A 16,850-nucleotide genomic window follows, 5' to 3' on the forward strand; every position below is an offset into this window, starting at 1 on the left:
CTTAATGGTAAATTGACTGAGCTAAAAACATATTCTAAACCGAGTTTCATACTTGTGCTAAACAGGTTAGACTCGGTTTTTTTATTTGTATGGAACTCCCATGGCGCCTAAAGCTACCGTCTATAAAGCAACAATTCAAATCGCTGATATGGATAGACATTACTATGCCGATCATCAACTTACCATTGCCCAGCATCCTTCTGAAACGGATAGCCGCATGATGGTGAGAATTTTAGCGTTTATTATGAATGCGTCGGACTCGCTGCAATTTAGCAAAGGGCTGTGTGTTGAAGATGAACCTGAGCTATGGGAAAAAAGCTTATCTGATGAAATCAATTTATGGATTGAATTTGGCCAAGCTGATGAGAAGTGGCTGCGTAAAGCTTGTGGTCGGTCAAAGCAGGTTCAGTTAATCACCTACAGTGGTCGCAGTGTGCCTATTTGGTGGAAGCAAAATGAACAAGCACTGCAACGCTATAAAAACTTAAGTGTATTTAATATAGCTGAAGAAAGTGTTGCAGCAATGGAAGTGTTTGTTAACCGCAACATGAAATTGCAGGTGAGTATTACTGATGGCGAAATTTGGTTGTCTGATGAAGCCAATAGCCTGATGGTTCAACCTGAGCGTTTAAAGTAAGGTCAACCAAAGAGCTTATAATTGTTTTAAACCTTTAAATTATACATTTTGCACTATAATTTACAGGTTAACCTGTCTAAATTAAGCCGTCGTATACCACTATCAAGTTTGCCTATGCCAAAACCTGATAGTGGCAAATTAAACTATGAAGTCATTGCAAGTGATTATAATTTAGAAGCTTTAATTGTAATAAGCTTGATAACTTCCCTCAATTAGACTCGATAACACCCAGAAATATCGGTTGTTTTGTCAAAAAAGGAAGTTTTTAATGAAAACACTAAATTTATATTCAGTTGACAAAGTCGATGAGCTTGCCCGCCCTGAAGTGTCTGAGCATATCAATATTTATTCAGCCGCCGCTGCGGTGTTTACTGATTTTAGCCAGCTAAAACCTTTTGTAATTGAAATGAATACCGCTGCGGTAGACGTTGAACATTTAATGAAACAATCCCATGTCAGGTTAAAAATTGTCATTGATCAACAAGGGCATTTTATGGGGCTGGTGAGTTTACAAATGCTTCATAGCCAAGAAATGCTTAAGCAGGTCGCCGCAGGTTTTTCGCGAGATCAACTTTTATTGAGTGACTTTATGTTGCCAAAAAATAAGCTAAAAGCCATTGATTATGTGGAACTGGTTAAAGCGCGAATTATTGATGTCATTGAAACGTTGAAGCATTCCCAGCATCAGCACTGTTTAGTAGTTGACGAGCGAGCCCACGTTATTCGTGGCTTAATTTCGGCTAATGATATTGTACGAACCTTAAAACTCCCCATTGATGTGAATTTAAATCCCAGCTTTATGGAGATTGCCGATAATGTCGAAAAACTGAAAGCCGCGAGTTAACCGCACTTAACGTCGATTAATCAAGGTCAATTAATCAAGGTCAATTTATCAAGGTCAATTTATCAAGCTTGATGTGTTGTTTTTATATCAGTAAAACAATAATGTGTAATGATTAAGCATGATATTTACACGGAGCAAGGATGCAGATCAGAAAAGCACAGCGCCATGATGCCACAGTGGCATTTGATATTCGAAACCAAGCAATACTAAGCCAATGCAAAGGGCATTATGATGACGCAATGCTGGTAGCTTGGACGGATGGTGAGCTGCCAATAACATTTGTCGATGCATTTTCGGAGCATGGCTATGTTGCTGTGGTCAATGATGCAGTGGTAGGTGTTGGCATGATTGACGTTAACCATGATGCCGGCAAAAGTTTCGCTGTTGCTACTGGCATGGTCGATGGGATGTTTGTGCACCCCAGTACTTTTGGTCTAGGTGTCGGCAGGGCGATGTTACAACAACTCGAAACCGTCGCAATTGAAGCAGGCTGTAAAAAATTAATATTGGATGCTTCTTTAAATGCAGCTGATTTTTATCGCGCTTGTGGTTTTAAAGGTGACAAGCATTCAATTTACCATTCCCCAAGAGGCCTTAAACTTGCTTGTATACCAATGGAAAAATTAATCATTAAATGAGCTAATTAATCATCAGTTGGCAGATTTTACCCATTAAAAAGGGCTTCAATAGAAGCCCTGTTAATTGGGTGACTAACGATTAATCTACGATACGCAGTAATTCGTTAATACCCACTTTTCCGCGCGTTTTCGCATCAACCTTTTTAACGATAATAGCAGCATATAAGCTGTAAGTGCCGCACTTAGAAGGTAAGTTACCAGAAACAACAACAGAGCCTGCAGGTACACGCCCGTAATGTACTTCACCTGTTTCACGGTCAAAAATACGTGTGCTTTGGCCTATGTATACGCCCATTGAAATAACACTGCCTTCTTCAACAACTACGCCTTCAACGATTTCGCTGCGCGCGCCAATGAAACAGTTATCTTCAATGATAGTAGGACCTGCTTGTAGTGGCTCTAGAACGCCACCAATGCCCACTCCGCCAGATAAATGTACGTTCTTACCAATTTGTGCACAAGAACCCACAGTCGCCCATGTATCGACCATAGTACCTTCGTCAACGAATGCACCTAGGTTGACATAAGAAGGCATTAATACGGTATTTTTACCGATAAATGAGCCTTTACGAACCGTTGCAGGTGGTACAACACGAATTGCTTCTTCTTTGAAACGTTCAGCTGTGTAGTCAGCAAACTTCTGCGGCACTTTATCAAAGTACTTGGTATCACCACCGTCGATAACTTGATTATCAAAGATACGGAAAGAAAGCAGTACCGCTTTCTTTAACCACTGGTGTACATGCCATTCGCCATCAATCTTTTCTGCTACGCGAGCCTGACCTTTGTCTAGCATGCTAATAACAGTTTCGATATCTGCACGAACACTTGGCTCTACCGTGCTAGGTGTGATGTCCTGACGAGCCTCAAATGCAGCTTCTATGCGTTGGCGTAATGCCTCCATTACTTTCTCCCGATTAGTTTATTGTGGTAAAGGTGTTGAAAGCGCTCCTAAGAGGGCTTCAGATAGTTGCGCTTGTTGCGTTTCATTGAGCTCGCTGCCGGCATTATTTTGTAAGATAAAGAAATCTTCGGCGCGCTCTCCAATGGTGGTTATTTTAGCTGATAATAAGGTGATATCGCAGCGATGCAGCACTTCTCCGACGCTGGCTAATAAGCCCGGGAAGTCTAATGCGATTAATTCCATCATACTTGTATCATGGTTAGTCCCAGGTAGGAAACTTACTTGGGTACGAACATTAAAAGGTTTCATGATCCGTGACAGCTTTCTAAATTTTGACGGTTTAGGTTTTTGTGCTGCTAACGCCTTCTCAAGTGACTTTTTAATCGACTGAATACGGGAAAGTTGGCTGATTGGTTCGCCATCTTGCTCTAGGATAACGAATGTATCTAAGGCGTAATCATCATTTGATGTCATAACGTTAGCATCATGAACATTAATGTTTTTATTGTCTAACACCGCCATAACAGTGGCAAATAACTTGGGTTTATCTTTGGCGTAAACAAACAGCTCGCTGCCACCACGGGTTGTATGCTTTGAAATAAGCACCAATGGTTTTTGCTTGTCGTGTTTCAACAAGGCTTCTGTATGCCATGAAACCTGATTAGGTTGATGACGTAAAAAGTAATCGTCTTTAAACCTTAGCCATAACGCATCAATATTTTTTTGTTTTACGCCACGTCGTAGCAGCTCTTTTTGCGCTTTTTGTTTGGTTTCTTGGACTCGCTCAGCCACATCAATGGGCTTTTCTTTGCCTCTGGCTAACACGCGCTGAGTTGAAAAATATAAATCCCGCAGTAACGAGCCTTTCCAATTATTCCATGCTTTGTGGTTTGTCGCGCAAATATCGGCCACAGTTAAGCAATATAAATAACTTAAATGCACCGCATCTTGGACTCTATCTGCAAAAACGGCCACCACATCAGGATCTGAAATATCACGGCGCTGTGCGGTGACTGACATCACTAAATGGTTTTCAACCAACCAAGCCACTAAACGGCCGTCATGATCGTTTAATCCATGAAGCTTACAAAAATCCAGCGCGTCTTTAGAGCCTAACTTACTATGATCGCCGCCTCGTCCTTTAGCAATGTCATGGAATATAGCGCCTAAAACTAATAAGCCTTTTTTAGGCAACTGATTAATTAAAATCGCGCCTAAGGGGAATTCATCTATCTGCTCAGTTTGCGAAAAGCGGTCAATGTTGAGCAGTAAGCGGTGAGTGTGCTCATCAACCGTGTACGCATGAAATAAATCAAACTGCATTTGACCTTCGATGTTACGCCATGCGGGTAAGTATGAAGATAATATGCCGTGTTTATGCATCAAGGATAAAGCTGTTATGCCACGAGGGTGTTTTAAAATACTCATTAAGCATTTTCTGCACTCTGGGTTATCTTGTAGTGGCCCCTTAAGGCCACGTCGTGCTTTACGTAAAAGCCGCAGCGTTGGGGCATAAATGCGTTGGATATTAGAATTTTTGGCCACTAACAAAAATAAATTAATAATTTGTTCAGGTTGTTGCTCAAACAGTTGATTATCGAGCACTTCAATGAAGTGACCACGGCGCTGATAGTTTTCATTGATTGGCTGAATGGTTAACGGCGCAGTTTGATGCAAGGTTGCACGCTTAAATAACTGCAGCAACATCTCATTTAATTCCATTACCCGTCTTACTGTGCGGTAATAGCGTTTCATCATTTGCTCGACCGCGAGCTGAGTCCCATCCTCATAACCCATTGCTGCGGCAACTTGTCTTTGTAAGTCAAACAGCAGCCTATTTTCATCTCTGCCAGCAATCATGTGCAGTGAAAAACGCAGTTGCCAGAGAAAATCCTGACATTCCAGTAACTCGGTTAATTCAATGGGCTCAAGAAAGTCGTAGCCGACTAATTCTTGTAATGACGCGGCGTCAAAGTGGCGCATAGCCACCCATGCTATAGTTTGAATATCGCGTAAGCCACCGGGACATGACTTGATATTGGGTTCTAAATCAAAGGCATTGGCTTTAGCATGTCGATATTGCTGTTCTTGTTTTTTTGCAAGAAAGAATGTGTCAGAAGGCCAAAAATCATGTTCACGAATCGCGTCATATAATTGATCAAATAAGCTTTCGTCACCTGATAACAATCTAGCTTCAAGCAGGTTAGTAGCAGTGCTGATATCGCTAAGGCCAAGCTCAAGGGTTTGCTCAATGGTGCGCACACTGTGACCGATCTCTAAGCCAGAATCCCAAAGGTAAGTGATAAATTGGCTGATAAGCTCTTGGGCTTGCAGGTTCTTGGCTTCGGTTTGGGTCAGGATCAGTAAATCAATATCAGAGTGGGGGTGTAATTCACCGCGGCCGTATCCACCCACCGCAATGAGCGCAATCGTCTGATCATTAGTATAAAACGATTGCCAAGCTTGTTTTAATAGCTCATCAACAAATACACATCGCTCTTTGACGAGTTCAGTTATTGGCTGCTTTTGAGCAAATTGCGCCAATAAGCGCTGGTTTAGATCGACTAGGGTGTTTTTAGCTACCAGCGCAGTGTTCATTGACGTCCTTTTTACCTAAAAATTAAAGCGTTCTTGGGAATTCTTCTTCATTACGTAGTGTGAGTACTTCGACTCCGGTTTTAGTCACTAGCAATGTGTGTTCCCATTGTGCTGATTTTTTACCATCTGAAGTGGTCACTGTCCAGTTATCTTCTTTATCTAAAACCGTTGTGTAGCGTCCAGCATTAATCATTGGCTCGATTGTGAAACACATGCCTTCTTTTAAAACCGTTTTGTCGTTGTTTTTATAATGGACCACTTGTGGCTCTTCGTGAAAGCCTTCACCGATGCCGTGACCACAATAATCTTGCACGATTGAGTATTTGTCTAAACCAGATTTACTGGCTTTAATGAACTTTTCGATAGCAGTGCCAATTTCACCTAACTTAGCACCCGGCTTGACTTTCTTAATGGCTAAATAAAGGCTTTCTTGAGCAATACGAACTAGACGTTTGTCTTTAGGGCTAACATCACCAATTAAAAACATTTTAGAGGTGTCGCCATGAAAGCCATCTTTGATCACTGTGATATCGATATTGAGCACGTCACCGTCTTTTAATATGTAAGGGCCAGGAATACCATGACACACGACTTCATTTACCGAAGTACAGATTGATTTTGGAAAGCCGTGATAGTTCAGCGGTGCAGAGATAGCTCCATGTTCTTCAGTGTATTTAGCACAGATTTCATTCAACTCATCTGTCGTTACTCCCACTTTTACATGTGGGGCTATCATTTCTAACACGTCAGCGGCTAATTTACCTGCTACACGCATTTTTTCGATTTGTTCTGCTGTCTTGATAACTATGCTCATGAATTTTCTCTTACCGTTGTCGCTGTCAAAAAAGCGCATTTAAAATGTGGCAAAATTTGTACTTTTTACCCAGTTATGATATAAAGCGCGCCGTTATGTATAAGTCTTAACGAAACATAAAAGTGAACTAAGCATCAAAGCTTTCTTCACTTATTGCTTCACTAAGAGTAAAATATGGCGGCCATTATACATGTTATAGATGGCAATTTAACTAAATACTAAATCACACACGTATCGACACATTCTTCGGGGTGCTCTTAGTCTATTTTAGGCAAGGGTCGAAGGTATGGGATCCGTGGAGGTCTAACCCCCCAAATTAAGGTATATAAAATGACTACTGTTTCAATGCGCGACATGCTTCAAGCTGGTGTTCACTTCGGTCACCAAACTCGTTACTGGAATCCTAAGATGAAACCTTTCATCTTCGGTGCACGTAATGGTGTTCATATCATCAACCTTGAGCACACTGTACCAATGTTCAACGAAGCTTTAGCTTTCATTAGCAATGTTGCTTCTAAGAAAGGTAAAGTTCTTTTTGTTGGTACTAAGCGCGCTGCTGGCGAAGCTATCAAAGAAGCTGCAATCTCTTGTGACCAGTACTACGTTGATCACCGCTGGTTAGGCGGTATGTTGACTAACTGGAAAACTGTTCGTCAGTCAATCAAACGTCTTAAAGAGCTAGAAAGCCAGTCTGTTGACGGTACTTTCGACAAGCTTACTAAGAAAGAAGCGTTAATGCGTACTCGCGAGCTAGAGAAGTTAGAAAAATCTCTTGGTGGTATCAAAAACATGGGTGGCTTACCTGACGTATTATTCGTTATCGGTGCTGACCACGAGCATATCGCTATTAAAGAAGCTAACAACTTAGGTATCCCAGTTGTTGCTGTTGTTGATACTAACTCTGCTCCAGATGGCGTTAACTACATCGTTCCTGGTAACGATGATGCTATGCGTTCTATCCGTTTGTACACTTCTTCTGTTGCTGCAGCTGCTAACTCAGGCCGTGGTCAAGATTTAGCTGTTCAAGCTGAGCAAGACGGTTTCGTAGAAACTGTTTAATAAGGTTGATGGTTACCATCTCCCTTATTTGCCAATAATTAATTGGTGAACAGGGGCCTTTAGGCCCCTGTTTTATAGATGAAATATTAAACGAATCAAATTTGAGGACTTAACAATGGCAATTACTGCTGCCCAAGTTAAAGAACTTCGTGACCGCACTGGCGCTGGCATGATGGACTGTAAAAAAGCATTGACTGAAACTAACGGTGATATCGAGCTAGCGATTGATAACATGCGTAAGAGCGGTGCTGCAAAAGCTGCTAAAAAAGCAGGTAACATTGCTGCTGAAGGTACAATTCTAATCAAGCAAGCTGAAGGCTACACAGCATTATTAGAAGTTAACTGCCAAACAGATTTCGTTGCTAAAGACGGTAACTTCTTAGCATTTGCTAACGAAGTACTTGAAGTTGCTGCTGCATCTAAAGTAACAATCGAAGAGCTAAAAGCACAGTTTGAAGAAACTCGTGTTGCTTTAGTAGCTAAAATCGGTGAAAACATCAACGTTCGTCGTATCGAGTACATCGATGGCGCTACTCAAGCGACTTACCGTCACGGCGACCGTATCGGTGTTGTTGTAACGGGTGAAGCTGACGCTGAAACACTTAAGCACATCGCAATGCATGTTGCTGCTTCTAAGCCTGAATTCGTTAATCCAACTGACGTACCTGCTGATGTTGTTGCTCGTGAGCAAGCGCTTCAAGTAGAAATCGCGATGAACGAAGGTAAGCCTCAAGAAATCGCTGAGAAGATGGTTATTGGCCGTATGAAGAAGTTTACTGGTGAGATCTCTCTTACTGGTCAAGCTTACATCATGGAGCCTAAGAAAACTGTTGGCGATATTCTTAAAGAGAAAGGCGCAACAGTATCTAACTTCATTCGTTTAGAAGTGGGTGAAGGTATCGAGAAGAAAGAAGAAGATTTCGCTGCAGAAGTTGCTGCACAAATCGCCGCTACTAAAAAAGCGTAATTCAACATCTCTTCATACCCTAAAGCCGCAGCAACCGCTGCGGTTTTGTTATAATTAGGAAAAAGTTATGAGCACCAATCCAAAACCTGCATTTAGACGCGTTCTTTTAAAATTAAGTGGTGAAGCCTTGATGGGCGAAGAAGGCTTCGGTATTGACCCTAAAGTACTTGATCGTATGGCTCAAGAAGTCAAAGAACTGGTTGAGTTAGGTATTCAAGTTGGGGTTGTAATTGGTGGTGGTAATCTATTCCGTGGTGAAGGCTTAGCGCAAGCTGGTATGAATCGTGTTGTTGGCGATCATATGGGCATGTTAGCAACCGTAATGAACGGCCTTGCAATGCGTGATGCACTGCACCGTGCCTATGTAAATGCACGTTTGATGTCAGCCATTCCTTTAAAAGGTGTGTGTGATGACTACAACTGGGCTGAAGCAATCAGTTTATTAAAATCGGGTCGTGTTGTGATTTTTGCAGCGGGTACCGGTAATCCATTCTGTACAACCGATTCAGCAGCCTGCTTACGCGGCATTGAAATTGAAGCTGAAGTTGTACTTAAAGGCACTAAAGTTGATGGTGTTTATTCAGCTGATCCAATGAAGGATCCAGAAGCGGTTAAATACGACACCCTGTGCTTCAACGAAGTGTTAGAAAACGAATTTAAGGTAATGGACTTAGCAGCATTTACGCTAGCCCGTGACCACAACATGCCAATATTAGTATTCAACATGAATAAGCCAGGTGCATTGCGCCGTGTTATCATGGGTGAAGAAGAAGGCACGTATATTAGCGCTAAAAAATCAAGCTAAATCAGGCTTAGAAATTTAACTTGAACGGGTATCGACATAGGGCAACCCGTGTACCATTATCAAGGTGCCGTTCAGGTATTAAGTGTTTGTGACCAAAAGGATATTTAACGTGATTAATACAATTAAAGAAGATGCTCAAGAACGTATGAGCAAATGTGTTGAAGCAACTAAAAACCAAATGGCCAAAGTGCGTACCGGCCGTGCTCACCCAAGTTTACTTGATTCAATTCAGGTTTCTTACTACGGTTCTATGACACCACTTAAGCAAGTTGCTAATATTGGTATCGAAGACTCACGTACGCTAAATGTAACTGTATTTGATGCTACTATGGTGCAAGCTGTAGAAAAAGCGATTATGAGCTCTGATTTAGGCTTAAATCCAATGACTGCCGGCAACTCAATGCGTATTCCATTACCAGCATTGACTGAAGAGCGTCGTAAAGATTTCATCAAAGTGGTTCGTGGTGAAGCTGAAAATGGCCGTGTTGCAGTCCGTAACGTTCGCCGTGATGCTATCAGCGAAATTAAAAAGCTTGAGAAAGCAAAAGAGTGTACTGAAGATGATGTTCGCCGTAGCGAAGATGAAATTCAGAAGTTCACCGATGCTAGTATCAAGAATATTGATGGAATTTTAGCTGTTAAAGAAAAAGAATTGATGGAAGTCTAATTCTCCTCATAGCAAAGCTAGAGTTGAAGCGCCGTGTAAGGTTATACTACACGGCGTTTGTCTATTTGAAAGGGTTGTAATAGATGTCATCCACTGTTGGATTTGAGCCAGAAACACAATTAGATACCGATATTGATTCATCAGAGCAATTGCCTGGGCAATTATCTGATGTGGTTAAACAGTCGTTGCCTAAACATGTTGCCATCATTATGGATGGCAATGGCCGCTGGGCTCAGCAACAAGGTAAACCAAGAGTGTTCGGCCACAAGGCCGGTGTAAAGGCCGTGCGTCGGGCTGTCAGTGTGGCGAGCCAGTTACAAATCGAGTCGTTAACCTTGTTTGCTTTTTCCAGTGAAAATTGGCGTCGTCCTGATAAAGAAGTCAGTTTGCTGATGGAATTGTTTTTCACTGTATTACAGCGCGAAATCAAACTACTGCATAATAATCAAGTGCGTTTAAATATTATCGGTGATATCAGCCGCTTTTCTGCACGTTTACAAAAACAGATCCATGAAGCACAACAAAAAACGGCAGGCAATACTGGTTTAGTGCTTAATGTTGCTGCTAACTATGGTGGCCGCTGGGATATTTTACAAGCGACACAAAAGTTAGCGGATAAAGTCGCCCAAGGTGATTTAGCATCCGATGAGTTAACTGAAGATTTATTAAATCAACAACTGTGCATGCACGGACAAAATGAAGTTGATTTGATGATCCGGACAGGCGGTGATTACCGCATCAGTAATTTTATTTTATGGCAGGCTGCATATGCGGAGTTAGTCTTTACTGACACCTTATGGCCAGATTTCAATGAGCAAGCGTTTAAAGATGCCCTTGCTGTATTTGCCAGTAGACAGCGCCGCTTTGGTTTGACAGGCAGTCAAATCGAAGAAATTCGCGCTATATAAAGAATTAAGAGGCTAAACTTTTGTTAAAACAAAGAATTATAACAGTATTATGGTTACTTCCTCTCGTTATAGGGGCCATTTTCTTTCTGCCTGCAGAGTATTTTGCTTGGGTTTTGGTGCCGGTATTCATGATCGGCGCAAAAGAGTGGGGCAGCTTTATTGACCCTGAGTGTAAAGTGACCCAGTGGACATTTACCGTCACAGTCACCGTTATTTTATTAGCGTTAAACTTTATCGTACCTGTGGATGCAATGTGGCTTAAAGGCCAATTACACCCTATTTTTGTCTCTATTATTGCTATTGGTGCTTTTTGGTGGTTTTTAAGCGCACTTTTAGTTATTTCATTTCCTAAAACTGACAGCATATGGAAAAACAGCCCAATGCTGAAGTCGATGTTTGGTCAGCTAACACTTATTCCCTGTTTTGTTGCCCTCATTACGCTCAAATCAATCAGCAGTAATGTTGACCCTTATTTTGGCGGCACCTTAGTCTTTTTAGTCATGTTAGTTGTTTGGGCCGCTGATACAGGTGCTTATTTTGCTGGTCGCGCATTTGGTAAGCATAAATTGATGCCCAATGTTAGCCCTAATAAAACCCTTGAAGGTTTGATTGGTGGCTTATTAGCAACCTTGGTCGTCGCATGTGGGGTGATGTATTACTCACCAGAACAAGAATTAGCTTTAGTGATTACCGTTACGCTGATAACCGCTTTAGCTTCAGCCTTTGGTGATTTATCTGAAAGCATGTTTAAACGTGCTGCTGATATAAAAGATTCAGGTACTATTTTACCAGGCCATGGTGGAGTACTCGATAGAATGGACAGTTTAACGGCTGCACTACCGATCTTCACTCTTATCTACATCGCATTCTGGATTTAATACAATGCAAAATATGGTCATTTTAGGCGCTACTGGCTCCATTGGGTCAAGTACGTTAAGTGTTATTAGCCAAAACCCACAGCAATATGCGGTTTATGGTCTCGTTGCCAATGCCAGCGTCGATAAAATGTTGTCATTATGTATCGAGCATAAACCAGTATATGCACATATGGTCGATGAATCTGCAGCTAAGGCGCTGCAGCAGCGTATACCTGCTAATATTGCCACTAAGGTGACAACAGGTGAGGATGCGTTATTAGGTCTTGTCACGGCTTCTGAAGTTGATACGGTTATGGCCGCGATTGTCGGCGCAGCAGGTCTTGTTTCAACCTTTGCCGCAGTTAAAGCGGGCAAACGGGTATTGCTGGCAAATAAAGAAGCCTTAGTCATGTCTGGCGAATTGTTTATGCAGGCTACAGTGCAAAGTGGCGCGACCCTACTGCCGGTCGATAGTGAGCATAATGCTATTTTTCAGTGCTTACCTGCCGATATTCAAGCCAACCTTGGGCACTGTGATTTAACCGCATCTGGTATTTCGCATATTTTACTGACAGGCTCTGGTGGCCCATTTTTAACCGCCGATTTAGCCGCGCTTCAATCCATGACGCCAGCACAAGCGTGTAATCACCCTAATTGGTCAATGGGACCTAAAATTTCAGTCGATTCAGCCACCATGATGAACAAGGGTCTTGAGTTTATTGAAGCGCGCTGGTTATTCAATACTAAGGCTGAGCAATTGAAAGTGGTTATTCACCCGCAAAGTGTGATTCACTCTATGGTGCAATATCGAGATGGTTCAGTGCTCGCACAAATGGGTAACCCAGATATGCGTACACCTATTGCCCATTGTATGTCTTTTCCTGAAAGAATTAACGCTGGAGTTGAACCTTTGGACTTTTTCAAAGTCCGAGAATTGAGCTTCTGTGAACCTGACTTCAATCGTTTCCCATGTTTAGGCTTAGCAATGCAGGCTTGTGAGCAAGGGCAAGAGGCGACAACAGTACTTAACGCCGCTAACGAAATTGCCGTAGCAGCCTTTTTAGCTGAACAAATCAAGTTCACTGACATCGCTAAAGTTAATGAAGCGTGTTTATTAAAAGTGCCGCAGTCGTCGTTATCGACGATTGAAGATATTGTACAGTTAGATGCACAAGCACGTGCTATTGCTCATGAAGCAATTAAATCAATTAACTAGTTCTTAGGAGAACAATGTTAGATTTTTTATGGAACCTAGGGTCATTTATTGTCGCATTAGGTATTTTGATTACAGTTCATGAATACGGACATTTTTGGGTTGCACGCCGTTGCGGCATAAAAGTCGAACGTTTTTCTATTGGCTTTGGTAAAGCCATTTGGCGCAAGGTTGGTAAAGACGGCACTGAGTACGTTGTGGCGATGATCCCGCTTGGCGGTTATGTCAAAATGCTTGATGAGCGAGTAGAAGAAGTCCCAGAGGAATTACTCGACCAAGCTTTTAATCGAAAAACCGTTTGGCAGCGTATTGCGGTTGTGGCAGCCGGGCCCATGGCCAACTTTTTGTTCGCCATTGTTGCCTTATACCTTATGTACATCATTGGCGTACCTTCTTTAAAGCCTGTTATTGATACCACCAAAGCCAATACTCCTGCGGCGCAGATAAGCATTAAAGAGCCAATGCAAATTTTATCGGTATCTGGTCAAAAAGTCAGAAACTGGGAAGAAGTTAATTTAGCGTTAGTGAGTCATATTGGCGGCGATTCGTTAGAGATCAGTCTTACACCGCTTAATGCGGCCGTCACAGATGCCCAGATTGGTCAATCCCATACGCTTGATATTAGCCAATGGACATTTGACCCCGATAAAGAATCGCCAATTAGTGCAATTGGTTTAGGTATTTATCGCCCAGCCATTGAACCTATAATAGCCTTGATCACCAAAGGTAGCGCGGCAGAATATGCTGGTATGCAGGTTGGCGATGAAATTACTGCCATCAATGGTAAACCATACCGCGATTGGAATGCGTTTGTAGATGTGATACAAAAGTCTGCCGATAAAACGGTGCAGCTAAAAATATTACGTGATAATCAAGCATTAACCCTTAATGTCACCCCGCAAGCACAAACCAATGCTGCAGGCCAAGTGATTGGCATGGTCGGGGTAAGTCCTACTCAAATTGATTGGCCGGAAAGTATGCGCTTCCAGCTTGAGTATGGCATAGTAGATTCCTTCACAGCAGCCGCTGATAAAACATGGCAACTGGTGGTTGTCAGCTTTAAGATGATTGGAAAACTGTTTACCGGCGATGTGTCGGTGAAAAACTTAAGTGGTCCTATTTCTATAGCTCAAGGTGCTGGTACCAGTGCAGACTATGGATTTGTGTACTTTCTTGGGTTTATCGCACTCATCAGTGTGAACTTAGGCATCATTAATTTAATGCCTTTGCCAGTGCTCGATGGGGGACACTTGCTGTATTACTTTATCGAAGTGATTACGGGTAAGCCTGTACCGGAGAAGGTACAGGACATAGGATTCAGGTTTGGCGCAGCGATGCTGTTATTGTTGATGAGTGTTGCACTCTTTAATGATTTTTCCAGACTCTGAGCAGGGAACACAAATAATTAGAAGTGCTCTATGAGATTGAATAAACTTTTTGCCTCGATGATTTTAGTCGGCGCGTCATTTTCAGGCAATGGTATGGCGGAAACTTTCCAACCATTTGAAGTGACCGACATCCAGATTGATGGTTTACAGCGAGTCGCACTTGGTGCTGCCTTGCTAAACCTGCCCGTTAAAGTGGGCGATACGGTAGACCAAGTAAAATTACAGCAAGCCATTAAAAGCTTGTATGCCTCAACCAACTTCGAAACCATCAGTGTTAGCCATGAAGATGGCGTATTGCTTGTTTCCGTTAAAGAGCGTGCCACTATCAGTGCTGTTACCTTTGAAGGTAACAAAGATATTAAAGATGAGCAGTTACAAGAAAGCTTAGACGGCTCAGGTATTAAAATCGGTGAGTCACTTGATAGAACCATGTTGTCAGGCATCGAAAAAGGCCTGCAAGATTTCTATTACGGTGTGGGTAAATACGGCGCGAAAGTTGAAGCAGAAGTCATTAACTTACCTCGTAACCGTGTTGAACTTAAATTTAACTTCACTGAAGGCTTAGCGGCTGAAATTCGCCAAATTAACGTAGTGGGTAATACCGTTTTTTCAGATTCTGAATTAATTGGTTTACTTGAGCTTAAAGATTACGTTGCTTGGTGGGACTTATTTGGTGAGCGCCGTTATCAAAAGCAAAAGCTTGAAGCTGATTTAGAAACGGTAAAAACCTACTATCACAACCAAGGTTATATTCGCTTTGCGGTAACATCAACCCAAGTGGCAATGACCCCTGATAGAAAAGGCTTGTACATCACCATCAATGTTGATGAAGGTGATAAGTACGAGGTCTCTGAAGTTAACTTAACCGGTGATTTAATGGGCCGTGAAGAGTTGATGAAGGCTATCTTGCCGATCAAAGAAGGCGATATGTACAACGGTGGTGATGTTACCTTCACCGAAGAAATGTACAGCAAGTATTTAGGCCGTTTTGGTTATGCTTATCCTGAAGTAAAAACCTATCCAGAAATTAATGACGAAACCAAAGAGGTTGCATTAAACATTAATGTTAACCCTGGTAAACGTGTTTACGTGCGCTCAATTAACTTCAGCGGTAACACAGTTACTAAAGATGAAGTAATGCGTCGTGAACTACGTCAAATGGAAGGTGCGTGGTTAAACTCAGCTCAAGTTGAGCAGTCAAAAGTATTGTTAAACCGTTTAGGTTACTTTGAAACAGTTGATACTGAAACCGTACAAGTACCTGGCAGTGATGACTTAGTGGATGTGGCTTTCAATGTGAAAGAACAGCCATCTGGTTCATTTAACGCCGGTGTGGGTTATGGTACTGAATCAGGCTTAAGTCTGCAGTTTGGTGTACAGCAAAGTAACTTCTTAGGTACGGGTAACCAAGCGGGTATTAACTTAAATACCAATAAGTATTCTAAGAACGTTAACTTCTCTTACACTGACCCGTACTTTACTAAAGATGGTGTGAGCTTAGGCGGCAGTATCTTCTGGAACGAGTTTGATGCAAACGAGGCTAACCTTGAGCGTTATAAGAATAAATCTTATGGCATCGCGGTAAACTCAGGCTTCCCGATAAACGAAAATAACCGTTTAAATGGTGGTATCGGCTATCGTCATAACGCGATTTCAGAAATCTCTGCTTACGAACAAGCATTACGTTTCTATAATGTTTACCGTGAGTCTGATGACCCGAATTCTGATTTAGCCTTTGATAACTTTGAGATAAATGGTGGTTGGTATCGCAGTACATTAAACCGCGGCACCTTCCCAACAGATGGTTCATCGCAGCGCCTAAGTGCGAAAGCAACCATTCCAGGGTCGGATCTGCAGTATTTTAAAACTGACTTTGATACCAACTTTTACTTACCATTAACCCGTAACCACAGCTTTGTGTTACTAACGCGAGCGCGCTTAGGTTATGCCAATGGTTATGGTAAGTTTAATGATAATGATCAAATTTTGCCTTTCTGGGAAAACTATTACTCAGGTGGTAGTAGCTCATTACGTGGCTTTAAGTCTAATTCTGTCGGCCCTCGTTCGTTCTATTTATATCGTGGTAGTGAGCCATGTGCGCCAGATCCATCAGGTGACGGCTGTACACTGCCAGGTGATCCTAACCGAATTCAAGTGAGTTCTGGTCGTTCTATTGGTGGTAATGCCATTGCGACTGCCAGTGTGGAAATGATTGTTCCAACGCCTTTCTTGGATGAGGCTTATTCTAATTCAGTACGTACTAGTTTCTTTGTTGATGCTGGTAACGTATGGGATACCGAGTTTGATTATGACTCGTATAGATACCTTCCAGCGGATGAGTTTGACAAACTGGAAGATTATAGCGACCCAGGTCGGATCCGTGCCTCTTGGGGTATGAGCGTCCAATGGTTATCACCAATGGGACCTATGGTGTTTAGCTTGGCTTGGCCGATTAAAGAGTACGAAGATGATGAAACAGAGATATTTTCGTTCAACATTGGCAAAACGTTCTAAAACAAATACACTCAGCAAGTTTTGCTGATAATAACAA

15 protein-coding genes are annotated in these 16,850 nt (G+C 42.1%); 12 read left to right on the forward strand and 3 right to left on the reverse strand.

What is annotated here, in order from left to right:
* Window positions 1-100: 100 nt before the first annotated feature.
* From Q4591_RS10720 to Q4591_RS10730, 3 genes are all read left to right on the forward strand, one after another.
* The gene (locus tag Q4591_RS10720; RefSeq protein ID WP_102439655.1) at window positions 101-637 is read left to right on the forward strand and encodes a YaeQ family protein; all 537 of its coding nucleotides are present in this window, start codon (window positions 101-103) and stop codon (window positions 635-637) included.
* Window positions 638-905: 268 nt separating this feature from the next.
* Window positions 906-1,481: a CBS domain-containing protein gene (locus tag Q4591_RS10725; protein ID WP_102439654.1), complete on the forward strand. Its 576-nt coding sequence runs from the start codon at window positions 906-908 to the stop codon at window positions 1,479-1,481.
* Window positions 1,482-1,621: 140 nt separating this feature from the next.
* Window positions 1,622-2,119, forward strand: a complete 498-nt coding sequence (locus Q4591_RS10730; RefSeq protein WP_102531436.1) for a GNAT family N-acetyltransferase — start codon at window positions 1,622-1,624, stop codon at window positions 2,117-2,119.
* A 79-nt stretch (window positions 2,120-2,198) separates the two neighbouring features.
* Here Q4591_RS10730 and dapD read toward each other — a convergent pair whose 3' ends face one another.
* The 3 genes from dapD to map are packed head-to-tail and all read right to left on the reverse strand — an operon-like array spanning window position 2,199 to window position 6,435.
* Window positions 2,199-3,023 (reverse strand): 2,3,4,5-tetrahydropyridine-2,6-dicarboxylate N-succinyltransferase, encoded by an 825-nt coding sequence (dapD, locus tag Q4591_RS10735; protein ID WP_076542908.1) that lies wholly within the window; start codon window positions 3,021-3,023, stop codon window positions 2,199-2,201.
* Between the two features lie 18 nt (window positions 3,024-3,041).
* On the reverse strand, window positions 3,042-5,621 hold the full coding sequence (glnD, locus tag Q4591_RS10740; RefSeq protein ID WP_102476176.1) for a bifunctional uridylyltransferase/uridylyl-removing protein GlnD: 2,580 nt from the start codon (window positions 5,619-5,621) through the stop codon (window positions 3,042-3,044).
* Window positions 5,622-5,643: 22 nt separating this feature from the next.
* Window positions 5,644-6,435 carry a type I methionyl aminopeptidase gene (gene map, locus Q4591_RS10745; protein WP_076542906.1) on the reverse strand — a complete coding sequence of 264 codons (792 nt, stop codon included), beginning with the start codon at window positions 6,433-6,435 and terminating at the stop codon, window positions 5,644-5,646.
* A 330-nt stretch (window positions 6,436-6,765) separates the two neighbouring features.
* Between map and rpsB the strand changes: the two genes are divergently transcribed.
* The 9 genes from rpsB to bamA all read left to right on the forward strand — a co-directional run bounded on the left by rpsB (window position 6,766) and on the right by bamA (window position 16,813).
* Window positions 6,766-7,494, forward strand: a complete 729-nt coding sequence (gene rpsB / locus Q4591_RS10750; RefSeq protein ID WP_076542905.1) for a 30S ribosomal protein S2 — start codon at window positions 6,766-6,768, stop codon at window positions 7,492-7,494.
* Window positions 7,495-7,609: 115 nt separating this feature from the next.
* A complete protein-coding gene (gene tsf, locus Q4591_RS10755) occupies window positions 7,610-8,461 on the forward strand; it encodes a translation elongation factor Ts (protein ID WP_076542904.1) in 852 nt (283 codons plus the stop codon).
* 67 nt (window positions 8,462-8,528) lie between these two features.
* Window positions 8,529-9,266 carry a UMP kinase gene (gene pyrH / locus Q4591_RS10760; RefSeq protein WP_076542903.1) on the forward strand — a complete coding sequence of 246 codons (738 nt, stop codon included), beginning with the start codon at window positions 8,529-8,531 and terminating at the stop codon, window positions 9,264-9,266.
* Window positions 9,267-9,375: 109 nt separating this feature from the next.
* A complete protein-coding gene (gene frr, locus Q4591_RS10765; RefSeq protein WP_076542902.1) occupies window positions 9,376-9,933 on the forward strand; it encodes a ribosome recycling factor in 558 nt (185 codons plus the stop codon).
* Between the two features lie 83 nt (window positions 9,934-10,016).
* Complete coding sequence (locus Q4591_RS10770) at window positions 10,017-10,841, forward strand: isoprenyl transferase (RefSeq protein WP_102439651.1); 825 nt, start codon at window positions 10,017-10,019, stop codon at window positions 10,839-10,841.
* A gap of 20 nt (window positions 10,842-10,861) precedes the next feature.
* Complete coding sequence (locus Q4591_RS10775) at window positions 10,862-11,719, forward strand: phosphatidate cytidylyltransferase (RefSeq protein WP_102439650.1); 858 nt, start codon at window positions 10,862-10,864, stop codon at window positions 11,717-11,719.
* Between the two features lie 4 nt (window positions 11,720-11,723).
* A complete protein-coding gene (ispC, locus tag Q4591_RS10780) occupies window positions 11,724-12,914 on the forward strand; it encodes a 1-deoxy-D-xylulose-5-phosphate reductoisomerase (protein WP_102439649.1) in 1,191 nt (396 codons plus the stop codon).
* Window positions 12,915-12,928: 14 nt separating this feature from the next.
* Window positions 12,929-14,299, forward strand: coding sequence for a sigma E protease regulator RseP (gene rseP, locus Q4591_RS10785; protein ID WP_102439648.1), 1,371 nt, complete (start codon window positions 12,929-12,931; stop codon window positions 14,297-14,299).
* Window positions 14,300-14,329: 30 nt separating this feature from the next.
* A complete protein-coding gene (bamA, locus tag Q4591_RS10790) occupies window positions 14,330-16,813 on the forward strand; it encodes an outer membrane protein assembly factor BamA (RefSeq protein WP_102439647.1) in 2,484 nt (827 codons plus the stop codon).
* Window positions 16,814-16,850 lie beyond the last annotated feature (37 nt).

Source organism: Shewanella sp. 3_MG-2023 (genome assembly GCF_030548765.1).
Classification (GTDB): Bacteria; Pseudomonadota; Gammaproteobacteria; order Enterobacterales; family Shewanellaceae; genus Shewanella.

Excerpts from the sequence above, each read along its gene's own strand:
- bamA (WP_102439647.1), top strand. The coding sequence starts at position 14,330 with ATGAGATTGAATAAACTTTTTGCCTCGATGATTTTAGTCGGCGCGTCA.
- pyrH (WP_076542903.1), top strand. The coding sequence starts at position 8,529 with ATGAGCACCAATCCAAAACCTGCATTTAGACGCGTTCTTTTAAAATTA.
- Q4591_RS10720 (WP_102439655.1), top strand. The coding sequence starts at position 101 with ATGGCGCCTAAAGCTACCGTCTATAAAGCAACAATTCAAATCGCTGAT.
- Q4591_RS10730 (WP_102531436.1), top strand. The coding sequence starts at position 1,622 with ATGCAGATCAGAAAAGCACAGCGCCATGATGCCACAGTGGCATTTGAT.
- map (WP_076542906.1), bottom strand. The coding sequence starts at position 6,435 with ATGAGCATAGTTATCAAGACAGCAGAACAAATCGAAAAAATGCGTGTA.
- ispC (WP_102439649.1), top strand. The coding sequence starts at position 11,724 with ATGCAAAATATGGTCATTTTAGGCGCTACTGGCTCCATTGGGTCAAGT.
- rpsB (WP_076542905.1), top strand. The coding sequence starts at position 6,766 with ATGACTACTGTTTCAATGCGCGACATGCTTCAAGCTGGTGTTCACTTC.
- tsf (WP_076542904.1), top strand. The coding sequence starts at position 7,610 with ATGGCAATTACTGCTGCCCAAGTTAAAGAACTTCGTGACCGCACTGGC.
- rseP (WP_102439648.1), top strand. The coding sequence starts at position 12,929 with ATGTTAGATTTTTTATGGAACCTAGGGTCATTTATTGTCGCATTAGGT.
- Q4591_RS10725 (WP_102439654.1), top strand. The coding sequence starts at position 906 with ATGAAAACACTAAATTTATATTCAGTTGACAAAGTCGATGAGCTTGCC.
- glnD (WP_102476176.1), bottom strand. The coding sequence starts at position 5,621 with ATGAACACTGCGCTGGTAGCTAAAAACACCCTAGTCGATCTAAACCAG.
- Q4591_RS10770 (WP_102439651.1), top strand. The coding sequence starts at position 10,017 with ATGTCATCCACTGTTGGATTTGAGCCAGAAACACAATTAGATACCGAT.
- dapD (WP_076542908.1), bottom strand. The coding sequence starts at position 3,023 with ATGGAGGCATTACGCCAACGCATAGAAGCTGCATTTGAGGCTCGTCAG.